The organism is Kitasatospora sp. NPDC101235 (genome assembly GCF_044767505.1).
In the GTDB taxonomy this organism is placed as follows: domain Bacteria; phylum Actinomycetota; class Actinomycetes; order Streptomycetales; family Streptomycetaceae; genus Kitasatospora.
In genome coordinates, this window is the sequence record NZ_JBIWNZ010000003.1 from 78,505 (window position 1) to 102,463 (window position 23,959).

Consider the following 23,959-nt stretch of genomic DNA (forward strand, 5'->3'; position numbering starts at 1 on the left):
GGAACGTCAGAAGCGCTCCACCGGGGCGTACGTCCCCCAGACCCCGCGCAGCGCGTCGCAGACCTCGCCGACGGTGGCCCGGGCGGCCAGCGCCTCCTTCATCGGATACAGCACGTTCCCCGCCCCCTCGGCGGTGCGGCGCAGCGCGTCCAGCGACCGGGTGACGGCGCCGGCGGAGCGCTCGGCCCGCAGCCGGGCCAGCCGCCGCGCCTGCCGCTGTTCGATCGCCGGGTCCACCCGCAGCGGCCGGTACGGCTCCTCCGTGTCCGACCGGAAGCGGTTGACGCCGACCACCGTCCGCGCGCCGGAGTCGGTCTCCTGCTGGAGCCGGTAGGCGGTGCGCTCGATCTCGCCCTTCTGGTAGCCGCGTTCGATCGCCGCCACCGCGCCGCCCTGCTCCTCGATCCGGTCCATCAGCACCTGCGCGGCGGCCTCCACCTCGTCGGTGAGCGACTCGACGGCGTAGGAGCCGGCGAACGGGTCGACGGTGGCGGTCACGTCGGTCTCGTACGCGAGCACCTGCTGGGTGCGCAGGGCGAGCCGGGCGGCCTTCTCGGTGGGCAGCGCGATCGCCTCGTCGAAACTGTTGGTGTGCAGCGACTGGGTGCCGCCGAGCACCGCGGCGAGCGCCTGTACGGTGACCCGGGCCAGGTTGACCTCGGGCTGCTGGGCGGTGAGCTGCACTCCCGCGGTCTGGGTGTGGAAGCGCAGCATCTGCGAGCGCGGGTCCCGGGCGCCGAATCCGTCCCGCATGATTTTGGCCCAGATCCTGCGCGCGGCGCGGAACTTGGCCACTTCCTCCAACAGGGTCGTGCGGGCCACGAAGAAGAACGAGAGCCGGGGGGCGAAGTCGTCCACGGCCATCCCGGCAGCGAGCGCGGTGCGGACGTAGGCGATGCCGTTGGCCAGCGTGAAGGCGATCTCCTGTGCGGGGTCGGCCCCGGCCTCGGCCATGTGGTAGCCGGAGATGGAGATGGTGTTCCAGCGCGGGATCTCGGCCCGGCAGTACCGGAACACGTCGGCGGCCAGCCGCAGCGAGGGCTGCGGCGGGAAGATGTAGGTGCCGCGGGCGATGTACTCCTTCAGCACGTCGTTCTGGACCGTGCCGGTGAGCGCACCCGGCGCCACCCCCTGGGCCTCGGCGACCAGCTGGTAGAGGAGCAGGAGCAGGGCGGCGGGCGCGTTGATGGTCATCGAGGTGGACACCTCGCCGAGCGGGATGCCGTCGAACAGCACGGCCATGTCCTCGACGCTGTCCACGGCGACGCCCACCTTGCCGACCTCCCCGGCGGCGAGCGGCGCGTCCGAGTCGTAGCCCATCTGGGTGGGCAGGTCGAAGGCGACCGAGAGGCCGGTGCCGCCGCCCGCGATCAGCTGCCGGTAGCGGGCGTTGGACTCGGCGGCGGTGCCGAAGCCCGCGTACTGGCGCATCGTCCAGGGGCGGCCGGTGTACATCGTCGGGTGGACGCCCCGGGTGTAGGGGTACGCCCCCGGCCGGCCCAGCCGGGCGCCGGCGTCCCAGCCGGCCAGGGACTCGGGGCCGTAGAGCGGCTCGATCTCGAAGCCCGACTCGGCTCGGCGCGGCTCGGCTGCCATGGGGTCCTCCGGAGCTGGGGAACGGGGTCCTCGCAATATCGGGGTCCTCGCAATGTAGGACGCGACCGGCCCGCCGGGGCGGCGGCGCGGTTGAGATGATCGGGTGAACGACCGACGAGCCCCCAGGGAGTGGCAATGACCGAGCAGAAGGTGGCCGTGGTCACCGGTGCCAGCAGCGGAATCGGCGCGGCGACCGCCCGCCGGCTGGCCGCCGAGGGCTTCGACGTGGTGCTGACCGCCCGCCGCACCGACCGCATCGAGGAACTGGCCAAGGAGATCGCCGACCGGGGCGGTTCGACCCGCGCGGTCACCCTGGACGTCACCGACCGGGCCGCGGTGGACGCCTTCGCGGCCGCGATCGGCCGGGTGGACGTCCTGGTGAACAACGCGGGCGGCGCGATCGGCGCCGAGACCGTCGAGCACGGCGACCCGGCCGACTGGCGGGCCATGTACGAGGTGAACGTGCTCGGCGTGCTGCACGTGACGCAGGCGCTGCTGCCGGCCCTGCGGGCCACCGGCGACGGCACGGTGCTGGTGCTCTCCTCGACCGCCGCGCTGGCCGCGTACGAGGGCGGCGGCGGGTACGTCGCCGCCAAGCACGCCGCGCACACCATCGCCGCCACGCTGCGGCTGGAGTTGTGCGGGGAGCCGATCCGGGTGATCGAGATCGCGCCCGGCATGGTGAAGTCCGAGGGCTTCGCGATCACCCGCTTCCGTGGCGACGAGGAGAAGGCCGCCGCGGTGTACGCGGGCGTGGCCGAACCGCTCACCTCGGAGGACATCGCGGACACCGTGGCCTGGACGGTCACCCGGCCCTCGCACGTGAACATCGACCTGCTGGTGGTCCGCCCCCGGGCGCAGGCCGCCAACCACAAGGTCCATCGCGGCTGAGCCGGGCCCGGCGGGCGGCCCCGGACGGGGGTCAAGATCGAACACGTCACCCCTCGGTGGTACACACGTGCGATGAGAACCTTCCGGGCCGCCCGCCCACGGGTCCTGCTGACCGCGGTGGCGGCAGGCACCCTGCTGCTCACCTCAGCCTGCGACGACGCCGCCAAGCCGGCCCAGGACCAGGCCGCCGGCAGCACCGCACCCGCCGCGGCCCCCGCCGCCGTCCCGACGCCGACCCCCAAGCCCACCGGCGAGGCCGACCCGGCGCTCAAGCCCTTCTACGGCCAGCAGATCACCTGGGCCGACTGCCCGGCCGACCCGCAGGCCCGGAAAGCCAAGATCGACACATCCGGAATGCAGTGCGGCAGGCTGCACGTCCCGCTCGACTACACCAACCCCGCCGCCGACGCACTCGACGTCGCGCTGATCAGGTACCCGGCCGCCAAGCCGGACCAGCGGCTCGGCTCGCTGATGGTCAACCCCGGCGGTCCCGGCGAGTCCGGCGTCGGGATGGTCAAGTACGGCGCCAAGCAGTTCGCCGGCACCCTGCACGACCGCTTCGACGTGATCGGCTTCGACCCCCGCGGCACCGGCGACAGCTCCCCGGTCGTCTGCTACGACGACAAGCAGCACGACGCCGTCAACCAGATGGACGCCCCGCTCGACCCGGCCACCCGCAAGGCCGAGCGCGCCAAGCTGTCCGCCGACCACGCCGCCGCCTGCCAGGCCAAGTCCGGCAGGCTGCTGCCCTTCGTCGGTACCCGCAACACCGCCCGCGACCTGGACGTGCTGCGCGCCGCGGTCGGCGACAAGCAGCTCAACTACCTCGGCGTCTCCTACGGGACGTACCTCGGCGCGCTCTACGCCGAGGAGTTCCCGAAGAACACCGGCCGGCTGATCCTGGACGGCGCGGTCGACCCCGGCCAGGACCGGCTGGACCACGGGGTCGACCAGCAGATCGGCTTCGAGAAGTCCTTCGAGCGCTTCGCCGTCGACTGCGTGGAGAACCACGCCGACCAGTGCCCGCTCGGCAAGGACGAGGCCAAGGCCGCCAAGAAGGCCGCCGACTTCCTCGACGGGCTGTACGACCACCCGCTGACCACCAAGGACGGCCGCAAGCTCGGCCGCGACCAGGCCTGGACGGGCACCATCTCGCTGCTCTACGGCGACGAGAAGACCTCCTGGGAGTACCTGCGCGCCGCCCTCGGCTGGGCGATGGTGCGCAACAAGGGCGACTACCTGCTGGCCTTCGCCGACGACTACAACGGCCGGGACGAGAACGGCCACTACAGCCCGCTGGACGAGGCCAACTCCGCGATCGGCTGCGCCGACGCCGCCCGCCCCGCAGCCACCCCCGAGCACGCCAAGGCCGCCGTGGACCGGCTGCTCGCCGAGGCACCGCTGTTGTCCAAGGGCGTCACGGTGGACGACTACACCGAGCCCGGCTGCGCCGACTGGCCGTTCAAGACGCAGGAGAAGCCGCACACCGTCCGGGCCGAGGGCAGCGCGCCGATCCTGGTGGTCGGCAGCACCGGCGACCCGGCCACCCCGTACGCCTCGGCCGAGACGCTGGCCAAGGGCTTCGCCAACGCCACCCTGCTCACCCGGGTGGGCGAGGGCCACGGCGCCTTCGGCAAGGGCAACACCTGCATCGACCGGGCCATGGAGGCCTACCTGACCGAGGGCACGATGCCGGCCCCGGGCACCCGCTGCACCTGAGCCCCCGGCCAGGATGACCTGGATGTTCGGCGGACGGCGGCGCCGGACATCCAGGAGGAGGCGGGTAGGGCGCTGACGCGAAAGTGTCAACGTCACAACTTGATAGCTCGTCCGGATGAATTCGGCGCGCGGCCTCCCAAACTGATGACCGCTCAACTACCTTTGAAGCGCTGCCCGACCGGCGCCCACGCGCCCCTCCGCAGCCCCTATTCCACCTGCTCACCACCCCACTTCACCGGCACCTTCCCGCCCTCACGAGGAGGACCCGCTGGCCAGCGACATCCCGTCACAGCGGCTCGACGCCAGAACAGAGCCGACCCTCCTCGGGTTGCACCGCTTCAACGAAGCCGACGCCGGCGCCGCCGAGGAGGCCCTGCTGGCCTGCTGCGGCAGCCACCGCTGGGCCCTGCGCCTCACCGCGCACCGGCCCTACCCCGACATCGAGTCCCTGCTGGCCGCCGCCAGCGAGGCCTCCTACGACCTCCGCCCGGCCGACCTCACCGAGGCACTGGCTGACGAGGGCTGGATGCCGCAGCCGCTGCTCGGCATGCGGGCCCCCGGCAGCCAGGCCGCGCACACCGCACTGCGGGCGGCGCACGCCGCGTACGAGGCCCGGTTCGGCCACGTCTTCGTGGTCTGCCTGGAACGGGTCGCTCCGGAGGAGATGCTCGACACCGTGCTCTCCTCCATCCGCACCCGCCTCGCCAACGACCCGGACGAGGAGCGGCTGATCGCGGCCGACGAGCTCCGCCGGATCGCCCTCACCCGCCTGGAACACCTCGTCGCCACCCAGTCGGAGGCCGCGGCACGCTGAGCCCCCATCGCGTCCCCTTCATCCGCCCGGGTGACTCCACCCGTGAATCCACCCGGACGAGTGAGGCCGGACCGCCACTGAACCCGAGTCACCGCGTGAATCGGAACCGCCGCGCCCCGCACCCTCCGGTGCGGGGCGCGAGCATGCCGTCACCCACCGTGATGAACGCCGGTTTGGTTCCCGCTCCGCTAGGCCAGAAGTGCCTGATTGATCACACCTGGGGCCCCCGGAGGCGGTTCACGACAAGGCGTCGATAGGATGCTGGCGGCCGGTGGACCGTACCCGGCCGGGCTGACCGACACCGAAGCCGGCCGAGCCCCCAATCGCTTCCGGAGGGTTTTTCCGTGCCGGCTGGAACGCTGTACCGCGGCCGGGAAGGCATGTGGAGCTGGGTGGCTCATCGAGTCACCGGCGTCCTCATCTTCTTCTTCCTGTTCGCCCACGTCCTGGACACCGCCCTCGTGCGAGTGTCTCCGGAGTCCTACGACACCGTCATCCAGACGTACAAGACTCCGCTCGTGAACCTGATGGAGTACGGCCTGGTGGCCGCCATCCTGTTCCACGCCCTGAACGGCCTGCGCGTCGTCGCAGTGGACTTCTGGTCCAAGGGCCCGAAGTACCAGAAGCAGATGCTCTGGAGCGTCGTCGGCGTCTGGGTCCTCCTGATGGCCGGTTCCTTCTACGGGATCCTCCAGCACACGCTGATCTCCTGGTTCGGGAAGTGAGCCGAGACATGTCCACGGAAATCTCCGACGCCATCGTCGTCCCCTCCAAGCAGGCGCACACCGGCAAGGGACTGGGCACCGGCAACCCGGCCGACGCGTTCGTCATCGAGCCTCCGCGCCAGCGGACCAAGAAGACCCCGCGCCGCACCCGCACCAACTTCGAGATGCTGGCCTGGCTCTTCATGCGCCTGTCCGGTGTCGTCCTGGTCGTCCTGATCCTCGGCCACCTGCTGATCATGCTGGTGCTCGACGGCGGCGTCTCCAAGATCGGCTTCGCCTTCGTGGCCGGCCGCTGGGCCTCGCCGTTCTGGCAGTGCTGGGACCTCCTGATGCTCTGGCTCGCCATGCTGCACGGCGCCAACGGCATGCGTCAGGTCATCAACGACTACGCCGAGAAGGACTCGACCCGGCTCTGGCTCAAGGGACTCATGGGTACCGCCACGGTCTTCACCGTGCTGCTCGGCACCCTGGTGATCTTCACCTTCGACCCCAACATCTGAGCCGCGAGCACCATCGACCATCGGCAGAGGCCAGAGGCGAGTTAACCCCCCATGCAGATTCACCAGTACGACACCGTCATCGTCGGCGCCGGCGGCGCCGGCATGCGCGCGGCCATCGAGTCGACGCAGCGCAGCCGCACCGCCGTCCTGACCAAGCTCTACCCGACCCGGTCCCACACCGGCGCGGCCCAGGGCGGCATGTGCGCCGCCCTCGCCAACGTCGAGGAGGACAACTGGGAGTGGCACACCTTCGACACGGTCAAGGGTGGTGACTACCTGGTCGACCAGGACGCCGCCGAGATCATGTGCAAGGAGGCCATCGACGCCGTCCTCGACCTGGAGAAGATGGGTCTGCCCTTCTCCCGCACCGAGCAGGGCCGGATCGACCAGCGCCGCTTCGGCGGTCACTCCCGCAACCACGGCGAGGCCCCGGTCCGCCGTTCGTGCTACGCGGCCGACCGCACCGGCCACATGATCCTCCAGACGCTGTTCCAGAACTGCGTCAAGCACGGCGTCGAGTTCTTCAACGAGTTCTACGTCCTCGACCTGCTGATCAACGACGGCAAGACGGCCGGCGTCGTCGCCTACGAGCTGGCCACCGGCGAGATCCACGTCTTCCAGGCCAAGTCGGTCGTGTTCGCCTCCGGCGGCACCGGCAAGTTCTTCAAGGTCTCCTCCAACGCCCACACCCTCACCGGTGACGGCCAGGCCCTGGTCTACCGCCGCGGCCTGCCGCTGGAGGACATGGAGTTCTTCCAGTTCCACCCGACGGGCATCTGGCGCATGGGCATCCTGCTCACCGAGGGCGCCCGCGGCGAGGGCGGCATCCTGCGCAACAAGGACGGCGAGCGCTTCATGGAGCGCTACGCCCCCGTCATGAAGGACCTCGCGTCCCGTGACGTCTGCTCCCGCGCGATCTACACCGAGATCCGCGAGGGTCGCGGCTGCGGTCCGGACGGCGACCACGTCTACCTGGACCTGACCCACCTGCCGCCGGAGCAGCTGGACGCCAAGCTCCCGGACATCACCGAGTTCGCGCGCACCTACCTCGGCATCGAGCCCTACACGGACCCGATCCCGATCCAGCCCACCGCGCACTACGCCATGGGCGGCATCCCGACCAACGTCGAGGGTGAGGTCCTGCGCAACAACACCGACATCGTCCCGGGCCTGTACGCGGCCGGCGAGGTCGCCTGCGTGTCCGTGCACGGCGCCAACCGCCTGGGCACCAACTCGCTGCTGGACATCAACGTGTTCGGCCGTCGCGCGGGCATCGCCGCCGCCGACTACGCCAACGCGAACGAGTTCGTCGAGCTGCCCGAGAACCCGGCCGAGAAGGTCGAGGCCCTGGTCGAGGGCCTGCGCGAGGGCACCGGCACCGAGTCCGTGGGGCAGATCCGCAAGGAGCTGCAGGAGACCATGGACACCAACGCCATGGTGTACCGCACCGGCGCCACCCTGAAGCAGGCGGTCGAGGACATCGCCGCACTGAAGGAGCGCTACAAGAACGTCTCCATCCAGGACAAGGGCTTCCGCTACAACACGGACCTCCTGGAGGCCGTCGAGCTGGGCAACCTGCTCGACCTGGCCGAGGTGCTGGCCGTCTCCGCGCTGGCCCGCGAGGAGTCCCGCGGCGGCCACTACCGCGAGGACTTCCCGACCCGTGACGACGTGAAGTTCATGCAGCACACCATGGCGTACCAGGAGGTTGCCGCCGACGGCACCACCTCCATCCGCCTCGACTACAAGCCGGTCGTCACGACCCGCTACCAGCCGATGGAGCGTAAGTACTGATGAGCACTCCGACCGTGGAGAAGCACTCGGCCGCTCTGGACGCGGTCGAAGCCGGTGCCGTCCAGCCGATCACCGTCACCTTCCGGATCCGCCGGTTCAACCCGGAGGAGCACCCGGACCCGGTGTGGGTCGACTACCAGCTGACGATGGACCCGAAGGAGCGCGTCCTCGACGCGCTCAACAAGATCAAGTGGGAGCAGGACGGCACCCTCACCTACCGCCGTTCCTGCGCGCACGGCATCTGCGGCTCCGACGCCATGCGGATCAACGGCCGCAACCGGCTGGCGTGCAAGACCCTGATCAAGGACGTCAACCCGGAGAAGCCGATCACGATCGAGGCCATCAAGGGCCTGACGGTCCTCAAGGACCTGGTCGTGGACATGGACCCGTTCTTCCAGGCGTACAAGGACGTCATGCCGTTCCTCATCACCAAGGGGAACGAGCCGACCCGCGAGCGCCTGCAGTCCGCCGAGGAGCGCGAGCGCTTCGACGACACCACCAAGTGCATCCTGTGCGCCGCGTGCACGTCGTCCTGCCCGGTGTTCTGGAACGACGGCCAGTACTTCGGCCCGGCCGCCATCGTCAACGCGCACCGCTTCATCTTCGACTCGCGCGACGAGGGCGCCGAGCAGCGCCTGGAGATCCTGAACGACCGTGAGGGCGTGTGGCGCTGCCGCACCACCTTCAACTGCTCCGAGGCCTGCCCGCGTGGCATCGAGGTCACCAAGGCGATCCAGGAAGTGAAGCGGGCGCTCGTCACCCGCCGCTTCTGATCGTCTGATCCCTGTCCGACAGGCCGAAGGCCCCGCCCGATCGCTCGGGCGGGGCCTTCGCGCGTGCCGGGGTCAGCGCAGCGCGCCGAGGTCCTTCGGGGCGGACCAGCCGCTGAAGGTCACCAGGTGGCGGTCGGCGGTGACGGCCCACAGGTCGGGCTTGCCGTCCCCGTCACCGTCGCCCGAGCTGCCGAGGGTCGGGTAGGCGGCGGCGGTGAAGCCGGTGGCGACCACGTTCGCCGAGGGGTCGGCGAGGGCGGAGAAGTCGAGCAGGCCGTTGTCCTGCCTGATGACCGGGTAGGCGTGCAGGGCGCCGGTGGCCCGCTCGCGGGCCCACAGGGTGAGGTTGCCGGAGGCGTCCGCGCCGGGGGCGATCAGGTCGTAGCCGCTCCAGTCGCCGGTGGTGGCGATGGGCTGGGCGGCCTGGTAGCTGCGCAGGGCCTCGACGTACGCGTAGAGCTTGCCGTGCTCGACCGCGAGGAGCCCCGGCCAGGCGGGCGTGCTCCCCTTGTGCCGGCTGCCGACCGCGACGATCTGGTCGACGTCCGACCAGTCCTCGTCGTTGTAGCCCTCGGGGCAGGGGATCGTGTTCGCGGCGGCGTCGACGCACCTGGACGGCTTGTACACCACGGTCGGGTACTCCCTGCTGAAGTCGCCCTTCTGCCAGTTGGCGTAGGAGTACAGGACCTGCGGGTTGCCCTGGGAACGCACCAGCAGGTCGTCGCCGGGGCCGTGGACGTTGGCCCAACCGCGGTGCAGCACCAGGTCGTCCTGCCAGCCGGCGTGCAGCGGGGCGAGCGCGGCCGGGATGGTGGAGGTCGGGGTGGTGTCGGTGGCGGCGGCGCTGATGATCTGCAGGTTGCCCTGGGCGTCCGGGAGCAGGATGTCCGGGACGGCGTCACCATCCACGTCACCGGGGACGGCCGGCTTGGGGCGCGAGTCCCAGGGAGCGTAGAAGGAGTAGGTGAGGGGCTGGCTGACGTTGCCGGCATTGTCCATCGCCTGGACGGTCAGGATGTTGGTGCCCCAGTCCCTGGGCTTCAGGGTGAGCTGGGCGGTGCCGTCGGCACCCGCCTTGACAGTGCGTCCGGAGGCGCAGTCCCAGCCGACGCCCAGCGAACCGTTCAGCACGTACTGGTAGCAGGCCACACCGGATGCCTCGCCACCCGCCGGGGCGGCGTCGAGGCCCTTGAGGGTGAAGACACCGTTCTCACCGGCGTACTTGCCGGGGGTGGTGCCGGAGCCGCTCTCCGGGAAGTCGGTGGAGGAGACGGACAGGCCCGGGTGGGTGAGGTCGACCTTGAAGTGGCAGGTCGGGGTGGGCTTGCCACTGCCCGGGGAGTACTCGGGCCAGGCCTGCCAGGAGTAGCTGTGGCCGTCCATCAGGTCGCCGGTGGCGAGCTTGGCGGCGCCGCCGGTGACGTCGGCGGCGGTGTCGACGATCTTGTCGTGCTCCGGGGTCGAGTCGTCCCAGAGCTTGAAGCGCACCTGCGGGGAGGTCGCCGAGACGGTCAGCACCGGGTTCGCGACCTCCAGCCAGCCGGGGGCGGTGGTGTCGTCGCAGGCGTCGGTGTGCAGTCCGGTGGAGGTGAAGCCCGGCGCGGGCACCGCCTTGGGGTCGGTGACCGCGGTCCCCGGTACGGCGGCAGCGCCGGGAGCCGCGAGCAGCCCGGCCGCGAGCGCCACCACGGTGGCCCCGCCGAGTCTGCGGGCATGCCGAAGTGTCATGGAAGTCCCTACCCCTTGTGATCAGCCGATCGGCCGAGTGCCGAAACGGTGAGGATCTTGCCAGTGGGGACCGACAGCGGCAACGGTGATTTCTCAGTCGGTGACCGGCGTGCGGCGGCCGGCGCGCAGGCCGCGCAGGCCGATGCCGCCGACGGCGATGCCGAGGACGAAGGAGGTGACGGCGAGCAGGAGGTGGATCCAGAAGAAGGCGGTGGGCTGGGAGTGGTCGCCGTTGGTGAAGGCCTGACCGCCGGAGTCCTTCCAGAGGTTCTTCACGAAGGTCGTCCAGATGATGATCGACCAGACCCCGAAGGCGGTCAGGAACCAGGAGGTGCGGCGGCTGAGCTTCATGGGGGTCCTCGGCGTGTGAAGGCGGTGTGCATCCCCAGTATGCGCGGGCCGCCGATCGGCGTACGGCGGGCCCCTCCTGCGGAGGACGGTCCCCCGGGAGCGGGCACCGGAAGCCGGGAGTGGGTACGGTCTGCTGGTGCCCACACCCCGTCATACGTTCGGTCGCCTGTGCGTCGCGGTCACCGCGGCCCTGCCGGTCCTGCTCGCCGCCCCGGCGGGCGCGGCCCCGCAGCAGCCGCCCCCGTCGGCCGCGATCGGCGGCGAGCGACTCGGGCTCCCCGGGGTGCAGGTCGCCCCGATGGCGGGCGCCCCGTCGCTGCCCGCCGGCCTCACCGGCCAGTCCTGGATAGTCTCCGACGCGACGTCGGGCGAGGTGCTGGCGGCCAGCAATCCGCACCGGCGGCTGCCCCCGGCGAGCACCCTGAAGATCCTCTTCGCGGACACCGTGCTGCCCAAGTTCGACCGCAACACGGTGCACCGGGTGGCCGACGAGGAGATCCAGGGGATCGGTCCCGGCAGCAGCCTGGTCGGCATCAAGGAGAACCTGGACTACCGGGTCGAGGACCTGTGGCGCGGGGTGTTCCTCAGCTCCGGCAACGACGCGGTGCACGTCCTGGCGCACATGAACGGCGGCGTCCGGCAGACCGTCACCGAGATGCAGGCGCGCGCCGACGCGCTCCAGGCGTGGGACACCAAGGTGATCTCGCCGGACGGCTACGACATGGACGGCCAGGTCTCCTCGGCCTACGACCTGTCGCTGTTCGCCCGGGCCGGCCTGCGCAACGCGGACTTCCGGATGTACTGCGCCACCCGGGACGCGATGTTCCCGGGTGCCATCGACAAGAACACCGGCCAGCGCGGCAGCTTCGGGATCGCCAACACCGACCGGCTGCTGGGCAAGTACCCGGGCCTGATCGGTGTGAAGAACGGCACCACCACCAACGCCGGATCGACCTTCGTCGGCGCCGCCCAGCGCGGCGGCCGGACCCTGCTGGTGACGGTGATGCACCCGATCAGCTACCAGAAGGTGTACGACGAGACGGCCGCCCTGCTGGACTGGGGCTTCGCCGCAGCCGACAAGGTCCAGCCGGTGGGCAGACTGGTCGACGAGATCCCGCCCGCAGCCGCCGAGCCGACCGGCCAGGCCGGCGGCGCCGACGGCACGCCCGTGCCGCCGCCGCACCCCCCGGCCGCCGCGGCCGCACCGGCACCCCCCGCCGCGGCCGCACCGGCGCCCCCCGCGGCGGCCGGGCACGACGGGCTCGCCATCGGCGGCTGGTCGAGCGTGGTGCTGGTCGGGGTCGCGCTCGGGTACGCCGCGGTGGTGCTGCTGCGGCGCCGCTCCGCCGACTGATCCGCCGACCGGCGGCAGGGCCCGGCCTCAGTCCTGGGGCCGGGCCCGCCCCTTCCCCTTCTCCTTCGCCCGGGCGGCCCGCTCCGCCACGGCCGCCTGCGCCGCGACGTCCGCCGCCTCCGCCTTGTCGGCCGCCTCCAGCAGCGCCCGGCCGTGCGCCCTGGTCCGTTCCCGGGCGGCCACCGGGTCGGCCGTCGCCGTCCAGGCGACGCAGTACATCAGCAGCCGGGAGACGAAGTTGATCCACAGCAGCAGCGCCACCGGCGTCGCGAACGCCCCGTACAGGCTCCGTCCGGCGACCGAGCCCAGGTAGGAGGCGAGCAGGAGCTTCAGCAGCTCGAAGCCGACCGCGCCGATCAGCGCGCCCCGCACGAGGTCCCGGCGGCGCTGGTCGGTGATCCCGGGGAAGGGCGCCAGCAGGTAGGCGAAGAGCAGCATGTCGCACGCTATGGCGATCAGCACACCGACCGCGGTCAGCAGGTAGCCGTTGCCCAGGCCGATCGCCTCGGCGGTCCGGCCGGCGAGCGTGGTCCCGGCGGCGGAGGCGGCCAGCGAGACCAGCGACACCAGGCCGAGGCCGGCCAGCACCGCCACGTCCCAGGCCTTGCGCAGCACCGGGTTGCCCTCCTCATGGGGCAGCTGCCACAGGTCCCGGATCGAGGTGCGCATGGTGTCCACCCAACCGAGGCCGGAGAGCAGCAGCAGCGCTCCGCCGACCAGCCCGACGGCGCCCGCGTTGGACACCAGGGCGGGCAGGTTGAGCGCGTCCGAGAGCCCCGGCAGCTGGTCGGCGATGTGCTCCTGCAGGTCGTGCACCTGGCTGTCGCTCAGCGTCGCGGCGGCGACCGCCAGCCCCACCGTGAGCAGCGGGAAGAGGGCGAGGAAGCCGAAGAAGGTGACGGCACCGGCCAGCCGGTTGCCCCGGGCGGCGGAGAAGTACTCGTACACCCGGTACGGGCGGCTGCGCAGCACCCGGGCCACGAGCGGGCCGACGACCGGCAGTCGGGTCAGGAAGTCCACTCACCGGTTATACCGGGGTGTCCCCCGAACGGGCGTCAGGCCGCGCCTACCGCTTGACGAGTCGACGGGCCTTGGCGAGGGCCCGGACCGCCTGGTACGCGCCGTAGCGGCCCTGGCTGAGCAGCTCGGTGCGCACGCCGTCCACGCCGGCCGGCGGCCGGTAGCCGGCCGGCCGCAGCCGGGCGCAGTGCGCGGCGGCCCGGCGGAAGTACTCGCGGCGGTCGCCGGGCGGGACCCGGCCGGGCTTGGAGACCACGGTGTTGAGGTGGTGCAGCATCCGGCCGTAGACGACCGGGCGCCAGCGGTCCAGGTCGGGGCGGCGGTCGAGGAAGGCGAAGACCAGGTCGTACTGGGCGAACACGTCGAAGTGCTTGCGGCTGGCGGTGGCCAGGATGTTGCCGCCCTCCTGGCGCTGGCGGTAGTGCACGCCGACCTGGTCGAGCAGGGTGATCCGGGCGGCGGCGAGCAGCGCCGGGTACGTCCAGGGGGTGTCCTCGTAGTAGCCGGCCGGGAAGACCAGCCGCTGCTCGGTGATGAAACCGCGGCGGTAGGCCTTGTTCCAGACGACCTGGAGCAGGTCGAGCAGGTCGGGGCGGGCGTCGAGGTCGAAGACGTCCGGGGAGGCCGCGCCGAAGACGTGTGCGGAGGCGGCCCGGGTGATCCGGCCGTCGGCGTAGGTGCGGGCGTAGTCGTAAACCAGGATGTCCGGTTCACTCGTGGCGGTGAGCCGTTCGTCGATGCTCTTCAGCAGTCCGGGGGTCAGTGTGTCGTCGCTGTCGAGGAAGATCACGTAGTCCCCGGTGGCGACCTCCAGGCCGGCGTTGCGGGCCCGGCCGAGGCCGACGTTCTCCGGCAGGTGCAGCACCCGGACCCGGGGGTCGGCGGCTGCGGCCTCGTCCAGCATCGCGCCGCAGCGGTCCGGGGAGCGGTCGTCCACCGCGATCAGTTCGAAGTCCGGGCCGTCCTGGCCGAGCACCGAATCGAGGCACTCGGTGAGGTAGTCCTGGACCTGGTACACGGGGACGATCACGCTGAAACGGGACACGGACCCAGCGTAGTGGTCCCAGGGTGGGAGAGGTCCCCGGAGGTAGGATCGGGGGCGCACGTACGCACCGATCCAAGTGCGGTCAGGCCCCGTACGGGCTGCCACGCTCCTCCAGAGAAAGGCCTGCGTAGCCGATGGCTCCCCGCCTCTCCATCGTCGTCCCGATCTACAACGTCGAGCGCTACCTCGTCGAATGCCTCGACTCGATCGCCGCCCAGACCTTCACGGACTTCGAGTGCGTCATGGTCGACGACGGTTCGAAGGACGGCAGCGCGGCGCTCGCCGAGGCGTACGCGGCCGAGGACTCCCGGTTCCGGCTGGTCCGGCAGGTGAACAAGGGCCTCGGCGCGGCCCGCAACACCGGCATCCGGCACATCGACCCGGACTCCGAGTTCCTGTGCTTCGTGGACAGTGACGACTCGATGCCGCCGAGTGCGTACGAGCTGATGATCAACACGCTGGACGAGACCGGCTCGGACTTCTGCACCGGCAACGTGCTGCGCTTCCGCGCCGTCGGCTACTACCAGTCCGGCGGCCACCTGAAGCCGTTCAAGGAGACCAGGCTCAAGACCCACATCACCGAGATCCCGGCGCTGGTCACCGACCGCACCGCGTGGAACAAGGTGTACCGCCGCTCGTTCTTCGACGCGGCCGGCCTGCTCTACCCCGAGGGCATCCTGTACGAGGACGCGCCAGTCAGCGTGCCGCACCACTACCTGGCCAAGAGCGTGGACGTGCTCTCCGAGCCGATCTACCACTGGCGCGAGCGCGAGGTCGGCGAGATGTCGATCACGCAGATGCGCACCAACCCCAAGGGCCTGATCGACCGGGTCACCTCGGTCGAGCTGGTCCGCGGCTGGCTGATGAAGCAGACCGAGCCGCGCTTCGCCGAGTACCTGCGCTCCTACGACGAGAACACCCTCGTCGAGGAGATCCCGATGTTCTTCCTGTCCCTCGTGGAGGGGGACAAGGAGTACCGGGACGCCTACCTCCAGCACGTCGGCCGGCTGCTCCGGGCCATCGGCTCCGAGCAGGTCGGCAGGCTGCGCGCGCCGCTGCGGCTGAAGTACCACCTGACCCTGTCGGACCGGATGGACGAGCTGGTCGAGCAGATCACGTACGAGCGCGAGAGCGGCGGCGGTGTCCAGGCCCGCGGTCTGCTGCGCCCGTACGCCGACTACCCGTTCCTGCGCGGCGGGCGCAAGAGCGTGCCGGCCGGGGTGCTCAAGCTGGACAACTCGCTGGTCATCCGCAGTCGGCTGTACCGGGGCTCCTGGGAGGACGGAAAGCTCCGGCTGACCGGGCACGCGTACCCGGAGCAGCTCGGCGCGGCCGGCAAGCACGACATGGTCCGCACCCTGGTGCTGCGCGAGGCCAAGGGCCGCCGGGTCATCGCGGTGCCGATGAAGACGACGTACAGCCCCGATGCCACCGCGAGCTGCCAGCACGACCTGTACAGCTGCGACTGGTCCGGCTTCACCGTCGCCGTCGACCCGAAGAAGCTCAGGCACCGCGGGCAGTGGAAGGACGGCAACTGGCGCGTCCTGGTGGCCGGCGCGGGCAAGGGCGGGGTCTACAAGGGCCGGATCTCGGCCGGGTGGAGCGACAGCGGGCAGTTCCTCCCCTCGCACTGGGTCGAGCCGGACGTGCGGATCGTGCCGTGGGTCCGGGACAACTTCGTCTACCTCCGGGTGGAGACGGTCAAGGCCCGGGTGACCGGCCTGGCCGCCCACGGCGACCGGCTGGAGGTCTCGGGCGCGGCCCGCTCCGGCCCGAGCTTCGCCGGGGCGCGGCTGCGGCTCACCCACGCCGAGTCCGACCGCCACGTGACCTTCCCGCTGGAGCTGGGCACTCCGGTCGGCTCGCTCCAGCCGTTCACCGCGGCCGTCCCGGTCACCGAGCTGACCGCCGTCCGCGAGGCCTGGGCCGAGCTGGACCCGGTGGCCGCCGAGCGCAGCCGCGACCACTGGAACGGCACGCTGCTGCTGGCTGACGGCAGCACCGTCCCGCTGGCCTGGGACGACCGCAACGCGCCCGAGCGGCTGCACCTGGCGCTGAACCCGCAGGCGCCGGTCGCCGAGCGCCGGGCGCTCTACTCCAAGCCCTCTCCCGACGGGCACCTCCAGTTCACCGACCAGGTGCTCCAGCCGCTGGTGGACGAGGTGTCCGGGCGCGGCGCCGACGGCTTCCTGCTGAGCGGCTCGTTCCCGCTGCCCGGCGCGCACCGCTGGGAACTGGTGGTCCGCCACGAGTGGCGCGAGGAGGAGCACGCCTACCCGGTGGAGATCTCGGACGGCCGGTTCCGCACCGCGCTGCCCGCCGTGCCGACGGCCTCCTTCGCCGGCCGGGTGCCGCTCTCCAGGGGCACCTGGAACGTCGTCTTCCGCCCGGTCGGCGTGCCGGTGCCCGAACTGCCGGACGCCGCCGCGCTGGTCACCCCGGACTGCTTCGACGTCCTGCCGGTCGAGGTGGAGTCCCGCGGCAAGCGGATAGTGCTGGAGCGCCGCAACCACGACGGCCTGTCGCTGGAGTCGCACTCGGTGCTGCTGCCCGAGGAGCGGGCCCGCTACCGCCAGCGCCAGTTGCAGAGCGTGGACTACCCGGCCGCCCGTCGGCTGCCGGTGCGCAACACGGTGCTGTACCACACCGGCAAGTACGGCACGTACTCCGGCTCGCCGCGGGCGGTCCACGAGGAGCTGGTCCGCCGCGGCCTGCCGCTGGAGCACCTGTGGGGCAACGACGACATGCAGGCCGAGCTGCCGCGGAGCGCGACCGCGCTCCGGTACCGCAGCCCGGAGTGGTACGAGGCGCTGGCGACCGCCAAGTACGTCGTGGCCAGTACCCACCTGCCCGACTTCTTCGTCCGCCGCCCCGACCAGGTGGTCGTCCAGACCTGGCACGGCACCCCGCTGAAGCAGATCGGCTTCGACTTCGAAAAGGTCTGGTTCACCGACTCCAAGTACCTCAAGAGCCTGGCCCGGGAGGTCCCGAACTGGAGCCTGCTGGTGGCCGGCAACAGCTGGTCCGCCCCGGTGCTGCGGCGTGCCTTCGACTTCAAGGGCGAGATCCTGGAGAGCGGTTCGCCCCGGAACGACCTGCTGTTCGCGGCCGACCGGGAGAAGACCGCCGAGCAGGTCCGGGAGCGGCTCGGCCTGCCCGAGGGCAAGAAGGTCGTGCTCTACGCGCCGACCTGGCGCGAGGACCGGCGCCGGCCCCAGAACGGCTACCAGATCGACCTGCGGATCGACCTGGCGGCGGCCAAGGCCGCGCTCGGCGACGACCAGGTGCTGCTGGTGCGCCGGCACCACCTGATGTGCGGCCAGATCCCGGGCGCCGGCAACGGCTACATCTGGGACGTCGGCACCTACCCCGACATGGCGGAGCTGCTGCTGATCGCCGACGTCCTGGTGACCGACTACTCGGCCAGCGTGTTCGACTTCGCGTCGACCGGCAAGCCGATCGTGTTCTTCACCTACGACCTGGAGCACTACCGGGACAACCTGCGCGGCTTCAGCCTGAACTTCGAGGCCGAGGCGCCCGGCCCGATGCCGGCCACCTCCGAGGAGCTCGTCTCCGTGCTCGGCCGGGTGGACGGGATCGCGGCCGAGTACGCGGACCGGGCCGCCGCGTTCCGCGAGGCGTACTGCGACCTGGACGACGGCAAGGCCTCCGCCCGGGTGGTCGACGCGATGCTCCGCAAGGAATAGCCCTCCGCGCACGATCCGGCAGGCGCCCGGCACCAGTGGTGCCGGGCGCCTGCGCATGTCCGGGAACCGCCCGGCGGCCGAGCGGAAACCGTCCGGAAGCCAGCGGCACCGGAACGACCGGAACACCGGATCAGCTCTCGAAACGGCGTTCCCCGAAATGAATTCCCCTGGGGAATTCGAAAAGGCGTGCAATTGACCCCGGCGCCATTTCCGGATGGGATGTGGATTTCCCTTCCGAAGGACTCCCACTGCCATGCCTGTGCTCACGCGGCTGGTCCTGCCCCACGCCGCTCCCCGGGGGGCCGTCGCCCGCCCCGCCGACGACGAGGACGTCGTCTTCGGACTGCTGCGCGCCCGCTGGCACGGCCGCGGCCTGGAGCTCACCGGCTTCGCCCGCCCGAACGGCCAGGACACCGGCCGGCCCGGCTCCGCCTGGACCTGGCTGACCCTGCGCCACCGGAACCGCTCCCGGCCGCCGCTGCACCTGCGCTCCCGGCCCCTCCGACTGCCCGAGGTCACCGACGACAGCGCCCAGCCCGGACACAACCACGACTGGTCCGGCTTCACCGCGCTGATGGCCCCCGGCCGGCTCCGGCGCGGGGGCCACTGGCTGCTCGGCGACTGGCAGATCGAGACCACGCTCTTCACCCGCCCGCGCCCCACCCGGGTGCGCCGCCGGTACGGCTCCCTCGCCCCGCACTGGTGCGGTTCCGGCGAGTACCCGCCGGCCCACTGGGTGGACCACGACGTCCGGCTCCAGCCGCTCTTCACCGACGGCCGGCTGCGACTGCGGCTGGAGCGCCCCGCCGTCCGGATCACCCGCGCCGCCCCCGCCCCGGACGACCTGGAGCTGGGCGGGTTCGCCGACGCCTGTCCCTCCGGCACCGTGCTGCGGCTGCGCCACCGGGAGAGCGAGGCGGCGGTCGAGCAGCCCCTCGCCCGCTCAGGCAACACCTTCACCGTCCGGGTGCCGTACCGGCCGTTCACCGCCGACGGACGGGGCAGCGGCAGGCTGGAGCACTGGGACGCCGAACTGCTGCGCCCCGACGGCGGAACCGAGCAGCTCTGCCTCGACGAGCGCGGCGGCCCGGTGGCCGGCCAGCACCCGCTGCCCGGCGCCCCGGACCGGGTGCTCTACCTCAAGCACCTCGCCGACGGCCGGCTCCAGCTCTGCGTCCAGCCCGCGGCCGGCCTGGTCGACCGGATCGCCGTACGGCACGGCGGCTTCGAGCTGTCCGGCCACTGCCCGGACCCGGCCCTGGACCGACTGGAGCTGGTGCTGCGGCACTCCGGCACCGCGAGCGAGGTCCGCACCCCGCTCGACACCGCCCCGGGCGGCCGCTTCCGGGCCCGGGTGCCCGCCACCCGGACCGGCTCGGACGGCGTCGCGCTGCCGCTGCGCAAGGGCCTCTGGGAGGCCGCGCTGGAGCCGGCCGGGCGACCCGGGGACGGCCGGCCGCTGCTCGCCGCCCCCGCCGTGCTGCCCGCCGTCCCCGCCGCCACCACCGCCGGCGGCAAGCGGATCCTGCTGCAACGCCGGTGGCACGACACCCTGTTGGTGGACTCCACCCCGGTGCTCACCGCCGACGAGCGCAGCGCCTGGACGCAGCACCGGCTGCGCACCGAGCGCTACCCGGCCGCCCGCCGCGAGCCGCTGCGCGAGGCGGTGCTGTACGACGTGTTCGGCGGCCGCGGCTACGCCGACTCCCCGCGCGCGGTACACGCCGAACTCGTGCGCAGGGAAGCCCCGTTGGAGCACCTGTGGGTGGTCGACGACGCCCAGGCCGAGGTGCCGCCCGGGGTCGTCCCGGTGCGGAGCTGGAGCCCGGAGTGGTACCTCGCGCTGGCCACCTGCCGGTACCTTGTCGGCAACACGCACTTCCCGGACTTCCTGGAGCGCCGCCCCGGCCAGGTCGTCGTGCAGACCTGGCACGGCTCACTGCTGAAGCGGATCGCCCACGACGTCGAGAGTCCCTGGCTGGCCGACCGCGGCTACCTGGAGGCGCTCGACCGGGAGACCCCGCAGTGGAGCCTGCTGGTCTCCCCCAGCCCGTTCGCCACCCCGATCCTGCGGCGCGCCTTCCGCTACGGCGGCGAACTGCTGGAGTCCGGCTACCCGCGCAACGACGTGCTCGCCCGCCCGGACCCGCGGACCGCCGCGTCCGTCCGCCGCCGGCTGCGCATCCCCGAGGGCAGGCGGGTCGTGCTGTACGCGCCGACCTGGCGCGAGGACCAGCAGCGCGGCGACGGTGACGGCTTCCGGCTCGACCTGCGGCTGGACCTCGACCACGCCCGACGCCTGCTCGGCCCGGACCACGTGCTGCTCGTCCGCCCGCACGCGCACGTGCGCGAGCCGCTGCCCGGCGCCGGCGACGGCTTCCTGTACGACTGCGGGGACTACCCCGACCCGCAGGAGCTGCTGCTGATCGCGGACGTGCTGGTGACGGACTACTCGTCGATCATGTTCGACTTCGCCGTCACCGGCCGCCCGGTGTACTTCTTCACCTACGACCTGGAGCACTACCGCGACACCCTGCGCGGCTTCTCCTTCGACTTCGAGCAGAACGCCCCCGGCCCGCTGGTGCCGACCTCGGCCGCGCTGCTCGGCGCGCTGCGCGAACTCGCCGACGGCGACGCCGGACTGCCGCCCGATTACGCCGAGCGCTACCGGCGCTTCCGGGCCGAGCACTGCGCACTGGACGACGGCGGCGCGGCCCGCCGGGTGGTCGACCGGATGCTCGAACTCGGGCGGGCCGCGACGCGGGCCGGGACGCGGGCCGGGGCGTGGACCGGCCCGGACCGGCCTCAGCCGAAGGAGTAGCTCCGCCAGGGCCGCCAGACCTCGTCCGCGTCGAAGCGGGAGAGGCCGAAGCCCGGTACCGGGAAGGCCGCGTGGAAGCCGCGGGCCTGCTCGTACGCCTGGTCCAGCACGTCGTCCGACAGCCCGTGGGCGACCGTCACGTGCGGGTGGTACGGGAAGGCCAGCTCGCGGGCCAGCGGGCCGGAGCGGATGTCCGCCTCCAGCAGCCGGCACTCCTGCGCGCCCTCCTCGACCCGGACGTACACCACCGGGGAGACCGGGCGGAAGGTCCCGCTGCCGCGCAGCAGCATCCGGAACGGCCGGTGCGCGGCCGCCATCCCCGCCAGGTGCTCCTCGATCTTCGGCAGCTCCTCGGCGGGCACCTCGGTCGGCGGCAGCAGGGTGACGTGCGTGGGTATCGACCGGGCCAGCGGGTCGCCGTGCCCGGCCCGGGCGTCCTGGATCTCCGTGCCGTACGGGTCCGGGACGCTCACGGACACGCCGATGGTGACGACCTCGGGGAGGTCGCCACCACCGGGCAGGTGCGTGAGGGGAGTCACCGCTTGGCGGCCGGGAGGAAGCCGATCCGGTCGTACACCGTCTCCAGCGTCACCGACGCCACCTCGCGGGCCTTCTCTGCGCCGATCGCCAGCACCCGGTCCAGCTCCGCCGGGTCGTCCAGGAACATCCGGGTGCGCTCCTGGAAGGGAGTGACCCACTCGGTGAACAGCTCGGCCAGCTCGGTCTTCAGGGCGCCGTACATCTTGCCCTCGAAGTGCGCGACCAGCTGCTCGACCGACTGGCCACTGAGCGCGGAGTGGATGCGCAGCAGGTTGGAGACGCCCGGCTTCTCCTCCTCGTCGTAGGACACGACGGTGCCGGTGTCGGTGACGGCGCTCTTGAACTTCTTGGCGCTGGCCTTCGGTTCGTCCAGCAGGCTCACCAGGCCCTTGGGCGAGGAGGCCGACTTGCTCATCTTGACGGCCGGGTCCTGGAGGTCCTGGATCTTCGCCGTCTCCTTGAGGATGTACGGCTTCGGCACCGTGAAGGTCGGGCTGTAGCGGGTGTTGAAGCGCTCGGCAATGTCGCGGGTGATCTCCACGTGCTGGCGCTGGTCCTCGCCGACCGGGACGGCGTCCGCCTGGTAGAGCAGGATGTCCGCGATCTGGAGGATCGGGTAGGTGAACAGGCCGACCGTGGTGCTCTCGGAGCCGTACCGGGAGGACTTGTCCTTGAACTGGGTCATCCGCGAGGCCTCGCCGAAGCCGGTGAGGCAGTTCATCACCCAGGCGAGCTGCGCGTGTTCGGGCACGTGCGACTGGACGAAGAGCGTGCAGCGGTCCGGGTCCAGGCCCGCACCGAGCAGCTGGGCGGCGGAGACCCGCGTGTTCTCGCGCAGCGTCGCCGGGTCCTGCGGCACCGTGATCGCGTGCAGGTCGACGACCATGTAGAAGGCGTCGTTCTCCTTCTGCAGGTCGACCCACTGGCGTACCGCGCCCAGGTAGTTGCCGAGGTGGAACGAGCCGGAGGTGGGCTGGATGCCGGAGAGCACCCGGGGACGGTCCTTGACCGGACCAGTGACCGCTGCGTTGACCATGCGGGCCATTGTTCCAGTTCCACCGCTCGCTCAGGAAACCTCTGCCCCCGGTGGTTCGGCCAGTGTGACCGCACTCACCCCCACCCGGGCGATCCGCCGGCCCTCGACCTTGGCCACCGTCAGCAGCACCCCGCCGCCGCCCTCGACCGGGACGCGCACCTGGTCGCCGTCCCGGGGCAGCCGGCCGAGCGCGGCGACCAGGCAGCCGGCCACCGTCTCGTACGGACCCTCGGGCAGGGTGACACCGGCCTCCTCGGCGAAGTCGCCGAGGTTGAGCAGGCCGTCCAGTTCCATGCCGCCGCCGGCCAGCCGGCGGGTGGGGGCGGCCTCCGGGCGGTCGTACTCGTCCCGGATCTCGCCGATCACCTCCTCGACCAGGTCCTCCAGGGTGACGATCCCGGCGGTGCCGCCGTACTCGTCGACCACGATGGCCAGGTGGTGGCCCTCCCGGCGCATCTCCCCCATCGCCTCCAGCACCAGCTTGGTGCCGGGCAGCAGCTTGACCGGGCGGGCCAGGTCGCGGACCTTGGCGGCCTGCTCGCCGCGCGCGCCGTACAGGTCGCGGACGTGGACGAAGCCGACCACCGCGTCGGCGCTGCCCTCGACCACCGGGTAGCGCGAGTGCGGCGAGGTGTCGGCCTGGTGCCGGACGGCGGCCAGCGGACGCTCGGCGTCCAGGAAGGTCACCTCGGTGCGCGGGACCATCACCTCGCGCAGCTGGCGCTCTCCGGCGGAGAACACATCGGCGATCAACGCCCGTTCGTCGCTTCCGAGTTCGGTGTTCGCGGCGACCAGGCCGCGCAGTTCCTCGGAGCTCATCGAACCGCGGCCCGCCGCCGGGTCCCCGCCGAGCAGTCGGACCATCAGGTTGGTGGAGTGGCCGAGCAGCCAGATCACCGGCCGCAGCACCACCGACATCACGTCCACCACCGGGGCGGCGGCGACCGCGATGGACTCGGCGCGCTGCAGGCCGATCCGCTTGGGGGTCAGCTCGCCCAGCACCAGCGAGGCGTAGCTGATCACCAGGGTGAGGCCGACCAGGGCCACCGCGTCGGACATGCCCTCGGACAGCCCGGCCCGGACGAACAGCGGGGCGACCTTGCCGGACAGGGTGTCCGCGCCGAAGGCGGCGGACAGGAAGCCCATGCAGGTCACCCCGACCTGGACGGCGGCCAGGAATCGGTTGGGGTCGGCGGCCAGGTGCGCGGCCCGGGCCGCGCGCCGGGTTCCGCGCCCCTCCAGCGTCCGGATCTGACCCTCGCGCAGCGAGATCAGCGAGATCTCGGCGACGTTGAACAGCCCGCCCAGCAGGATGAAGACGAGGACGAGCGCGGCGTCCCCGAGTGTTTCGTTCACAGCGGGCCAGTGTAGGACGGCCGGTACCGGCCGGGGCCGGACACGGCGCAGGCCCCCGGCCCGGACACGGCGGCGGGGGGGGCCGCGGCGGGGGGGGGGCGGGGGGGGCCCGGGGTGCCGGGGGGGGGGGGGGGCCATGTGTGCCCCCGCCGGGGGCGCCGCGCGCGCCCCCGGCGCCCCGGTGTGCGC

General features: G+C 71.9%; 18 protein-coding genes. 10 read left to right on the forward strand and 8 right to left on the reverse strand.

Features of this window, described 5'->3' with window-relative positions; genetic code table 11:
* Positions 1–6: 6 nt before the first annotated feature.
* Positions 7–1,596: a methylmalonyl-CoA mutase gene (locus tag ACIRRH_RS06470; protein WP_403062635.1), complete on the reverse strand. Its 1,590-nt coding sequence runs from the start codon at positions 1,594–1,596 to the stop codon at positions 7–9.
* 135 nt (positions 1,597–1,731) lie between these two features.
* Here ACIRRH_RS06470 and ACIRRH_RS06475 point away from each other — a divergent pair, with 135 nt between their 5' ends.
* The 7 genes from ACIRRH_RS06475 (at position 1,732) to ACIRRH_RS06505 (ending at position 8,812) form a co-directional block, all read left to right on the forward strand.
* Complete coding sequence (locus tag ACIRRH_RS06475) at positions 1,732–2,487, forward strand: SDR family oxidoreductase (protein ID WP_403062638.1); 756 nt, start codon at positions 1,732–1,734, stop codon at positions 2,485–2,487.
* 72 nt (positions 2,488–2,559) lie between these two features.
* The gene (locus ACIRRH_RS06480) at positions 2,560–4,206 is read left to right on the forward strand and encodes an alpha/beta hydrolase (protein WP_403062641.1); all 1,647 of its coding nucleotides are present in this window, start codon (positions 2,560–2,562) and stop codon (positions 4,204–4,206) included.
* Positions 4,207–4,534: 328 nt separating this feature from the next.
* A complete protein-coding gene (locus ACIRRH_RS06485; RefSeq protein ID WP_224277928.1) occupies positions 4,535–5,020 on the forward strand; it encodes a 2-oxo-4-hydroxy-4-carboxy-5-ureidoimidazoline decarboxylase in 486 nt (161 codons plus the stop codon).
* Positions 5,021–5,364: 344 nt separating this feature from the next.
* Entirely contained in the window at positions 5,365–5,745 is a 381-nt protein-coding gene (gene sdhC / locus ACIRRH_RS06490; RefSeq protein ID WP_224277929.1) for a succinate dehydrogenase, cytochrome b556 subunit, read from the forward strand.
* Positions 5,746–5,753: 8 nt separating this feature from the next.
* Positions 5,754–6,245: a succinate dehydrogenase, hydrophobic membrane anchor protein gene (gene sdhD / locus ACIRRH_RS06495; RefSeq protein WP_403062645.1), complete on the forward strand. Its 492-nt coding sequence runs from the start codon at positions 5,754–5,756 to the stop codon at positions 6,243–6,245.
* A gap of 51 nt (positions 6,246–6,296) precedes the next feature.
* A complete protein-coding gene (sdhA, locus tag ACIRRH_RS06500; protein ID WP_403062648.1) occupies positions 6,297–8,039 on the forward strand; it encodes a succinate dehydrogenase flavoprotein subunit in 1,743 nt (580 codons plus the stop codon).
* Positions 8,039–8,812: a succinate dehydrogenase iron-sulfur subunit gene (locus ACIRRH_RS06505; protein ID WP_403062651.1), complete on the forward strand. Its 774-nt coding sequence runs from the start codon at positions 8,039–8,041 to the stop codon at positions 8,810–8,812. The genes sdhA and ACIRRH_RS06505 overlap by 1 nt, the downstream gene beginning before the upstream one ends.
* A gap of 72 nt (positions 8,813–8,884) precedes the next feature.
* Here ACIRRH_RS06505 and ACIRRH_RS06510 read toward each other — a convergent pair whose 3' ends face one another.
* The gene (locus ACIRRH_RS06510; protein WP_403062654.1) at positions 8,885–10,540 is read right to left on the reverse strand and encodes a hypothetical protein; all 1,656 of its coding nucleotides are present in this window, start codon (positions 10,538–10,540) and stop codon (positions 8,885–8,887) included.
* Positions 10,541–10,633: 93 nt separating this feature from the next.
* The gene (locus tag ACIRRH_RS06515) at positions 10,634–10,891 is read right to left on the reverse strand and encodes an SCO4848 family membrane protein (RefSeq protein ID WP_403062657.1); all 258 of its coding nucleotides are present in this window, start codon (positions 10,889–10,891) and stop codon (positions 10,634–10,636) included.
* Between the two features lie 136 nt (positions 10,892–11,027).
* Here ACIRRH_RS06515 and ACIRRH_RS06520 point away from each other — a divergent pair, with 136 nt between their 5' ends.
* On the forward strand, positions 11,028–12,245 hold the full coding sequence (locus ACIRRH_RS06520; protein ID WP_403062660.1) for a D-alanyl-D-alanine carboxypeptidase family protein: 1,218 nt from the start codon (positions 11,028–11,030) through the stop codon (positions 12,243–12,245).
* Between the two features lie 27 nt (positions 12,246–12,272).
* Here ACIRRH_RS06520 and ACIRRH_RS06525 read toward each other — a convergent pair whose 3' ends face one another.
* Together ACIRRH_RS06525 and ACIRRH_RS06530 are read right to left on the reverse strand one after the other, a co-directional pair.
* Positions 12,273–13,265 (reverse strand): YihY/virulence factor BrkB family protein, encoded by a 993-nt coding sequence (locus tag ACIRRH_RS06525; RefSeq protein ID WP_403062663.1) that lies wholly within the window; start codon positions 13,263–13,265, stop codon positions 12,273–12,275.
* Between the two features lie 46 nt (positions 13,266–13,311).
* Complete coding sequence (locus ACIRRH_RS06530; RefSeq protein WP_403062666.1) at positions 13,312–14,310, reverse strand: glycosyltransferase family 2 protein; 999 nt, start codon at positions 14,308–14,310, stop codon at positions 13,312–13,314.
* A gap of 134 nt (positions 14,311–14,444) precedes the next feature.
* Between ACIRRH_RS06530 and ACIRRH_RS06535 the strand changes: the two genes are divergently transcribed.
* Positions 14,445–18,017: a CDP-glycerol glycerophosphotransferase family protein gene (locus ACIRRH_RS06535; protein ID WP_403062669.1), complete on the forward strand. Its 3,573-nt coding sequence runs from the start codon at positions 14,445–14,447 to the stop codon at positions 18,015–18,017.
* Between the two features lie 253 nt (positions 18,018–18,270).
* A complete protein-coding gene (locus tag ACIRRH_RS06540) occupies positions 18,271–20,838 on the forward strand; it encodes a CDP-glycerol glycerophosphotransferase family protein (RefSeq protein ID WP_403062672.1) in 2,568 nt (855 codons plus the stop codon).
* Here ACIRRH_RS06540 and ACIRRH_RS06545 read toward each other — a convergent pair.
* From ACIRRH_RS06545 to ACIRRH_RS06555, 3 genes are all read right to left on the reverse strand, one after another.
* Positions 20,823–21,377: a 2'-5' RNA ligase family protein gene (locus tag ACIRRH_RS06545; protein ID WP_403062675.1), complete on the reverse strand. Its 555-nt coding sequence runs from the start codon at positions 21,375–21,377 to the stop codon at positions 20,823–20,825. The genes ACIRRH_RS06540 and ACIRRH_RS06545 overlap by 16 nt on opposite strands.
* The gene (gene trpS / locus ACIRRH_RS06550; protein WP_403063661.1) at positions 21,374–22,369 is read right to left on the reverse strand and encodes a tryptophan--tRNA ligase; all 996 of its coding nucleotides are present in this window, start codon (positions 22,367–22,369) and stop codon (positions 21,374–21,376) included. The genes ACIRRH_RS06545 and trpS overlap by 4 nt, the downstream gene beginning before the upstream one ends.
* 75 nt (positions 22,370–22,444) lie before the next feature.
* The gene (locus ACIRRH_RS06555) at positions 22,445–23,770 is read right to left on the reverse strand and encodes a hemolysin family protein (protein WP_403062678.1); all 1,326 of its coding nucleotides are present in this window, start codon (positions 23,768–23,770) and stop codon (positions 22,445–22,447) included.
* Positions 23,771–23,959 lie beyond the last annotated feature (189 nt).

Bases quoted from the DNA above. Each gene is read 5' to 3' on its own strand.
- ACIRRH_RS06510 (WP_403062654.1), bottom strand. From the start codon at position 10,540: ATGACACTTCGGCATGCCCGCAGACTCGGCGGGGCCACCGTGGTGGCG.
- ACIRRH_RS06515 (WP_403062657.1), bottom strand. From the start codon at position 10,891: ATGAAGCTCAGCCGCCGCACCTCCTGGTTCCTGACCGCCTTCGGGGTC.
- sdhD (WP_403062645.1), top strand. From the start codon at position 5,754: ATGTCCACGGAAATCTCCGACGCCATCGTCGTCCCCTCCAAGCAGGCG.
- ACIRRH_RS06475 (WP_403062638.1), top strand. From the start codon at position 1,732: ATGACCGAGCAGAAGGTGGCCGTGGTCACCGGTGCCAGCAGCGGAATC.
- ACIRRH_RS06540 (WP_403062672.1), top strand. From the start codon at position 18,271: ATGCCTGTGCTCACGCGGCTGGTCCTGCCCCACGCCGCTCCCCGGGGG.
- ACIRRH_RS06470 (WP_403062635.1), bottom strand. From the start codon at position 1,596: ATGGCAGCCGAGCCGCGCCGAGCCGAGTCGGGCTTCGAGATCGAGCCG.
- ACIRRH_RS06535 (WP_403062669.1), top strand. From the start codon at position 14,445: ATGGCTCCCCGCCTCTCCATCGTCGTCCCGATCTACAACGTCGAGCGC.
- ACIRRH_RS06505 (WP_403062651.1), top strand. From the start codon at position 8,039: ATGAGCACTCCGACCGTGGAGAAGCACTCGGCCGCTCTGGACGCGGTC.
- sdhA (WP_403062648.1), top strand. From the start codon at position 6,297: ATGCAGATTCACCAGTACGACACCGTCATCGTCGGCGCCGGCGGCGCC.
- ACIRRH_RS06480 (WP_403062641.1), top strand. From the start codon at position 2,560: ATGAGAACCTTCCGGGCCGCCCGCCCACGGGTCCTGCTGACCGCGGTG.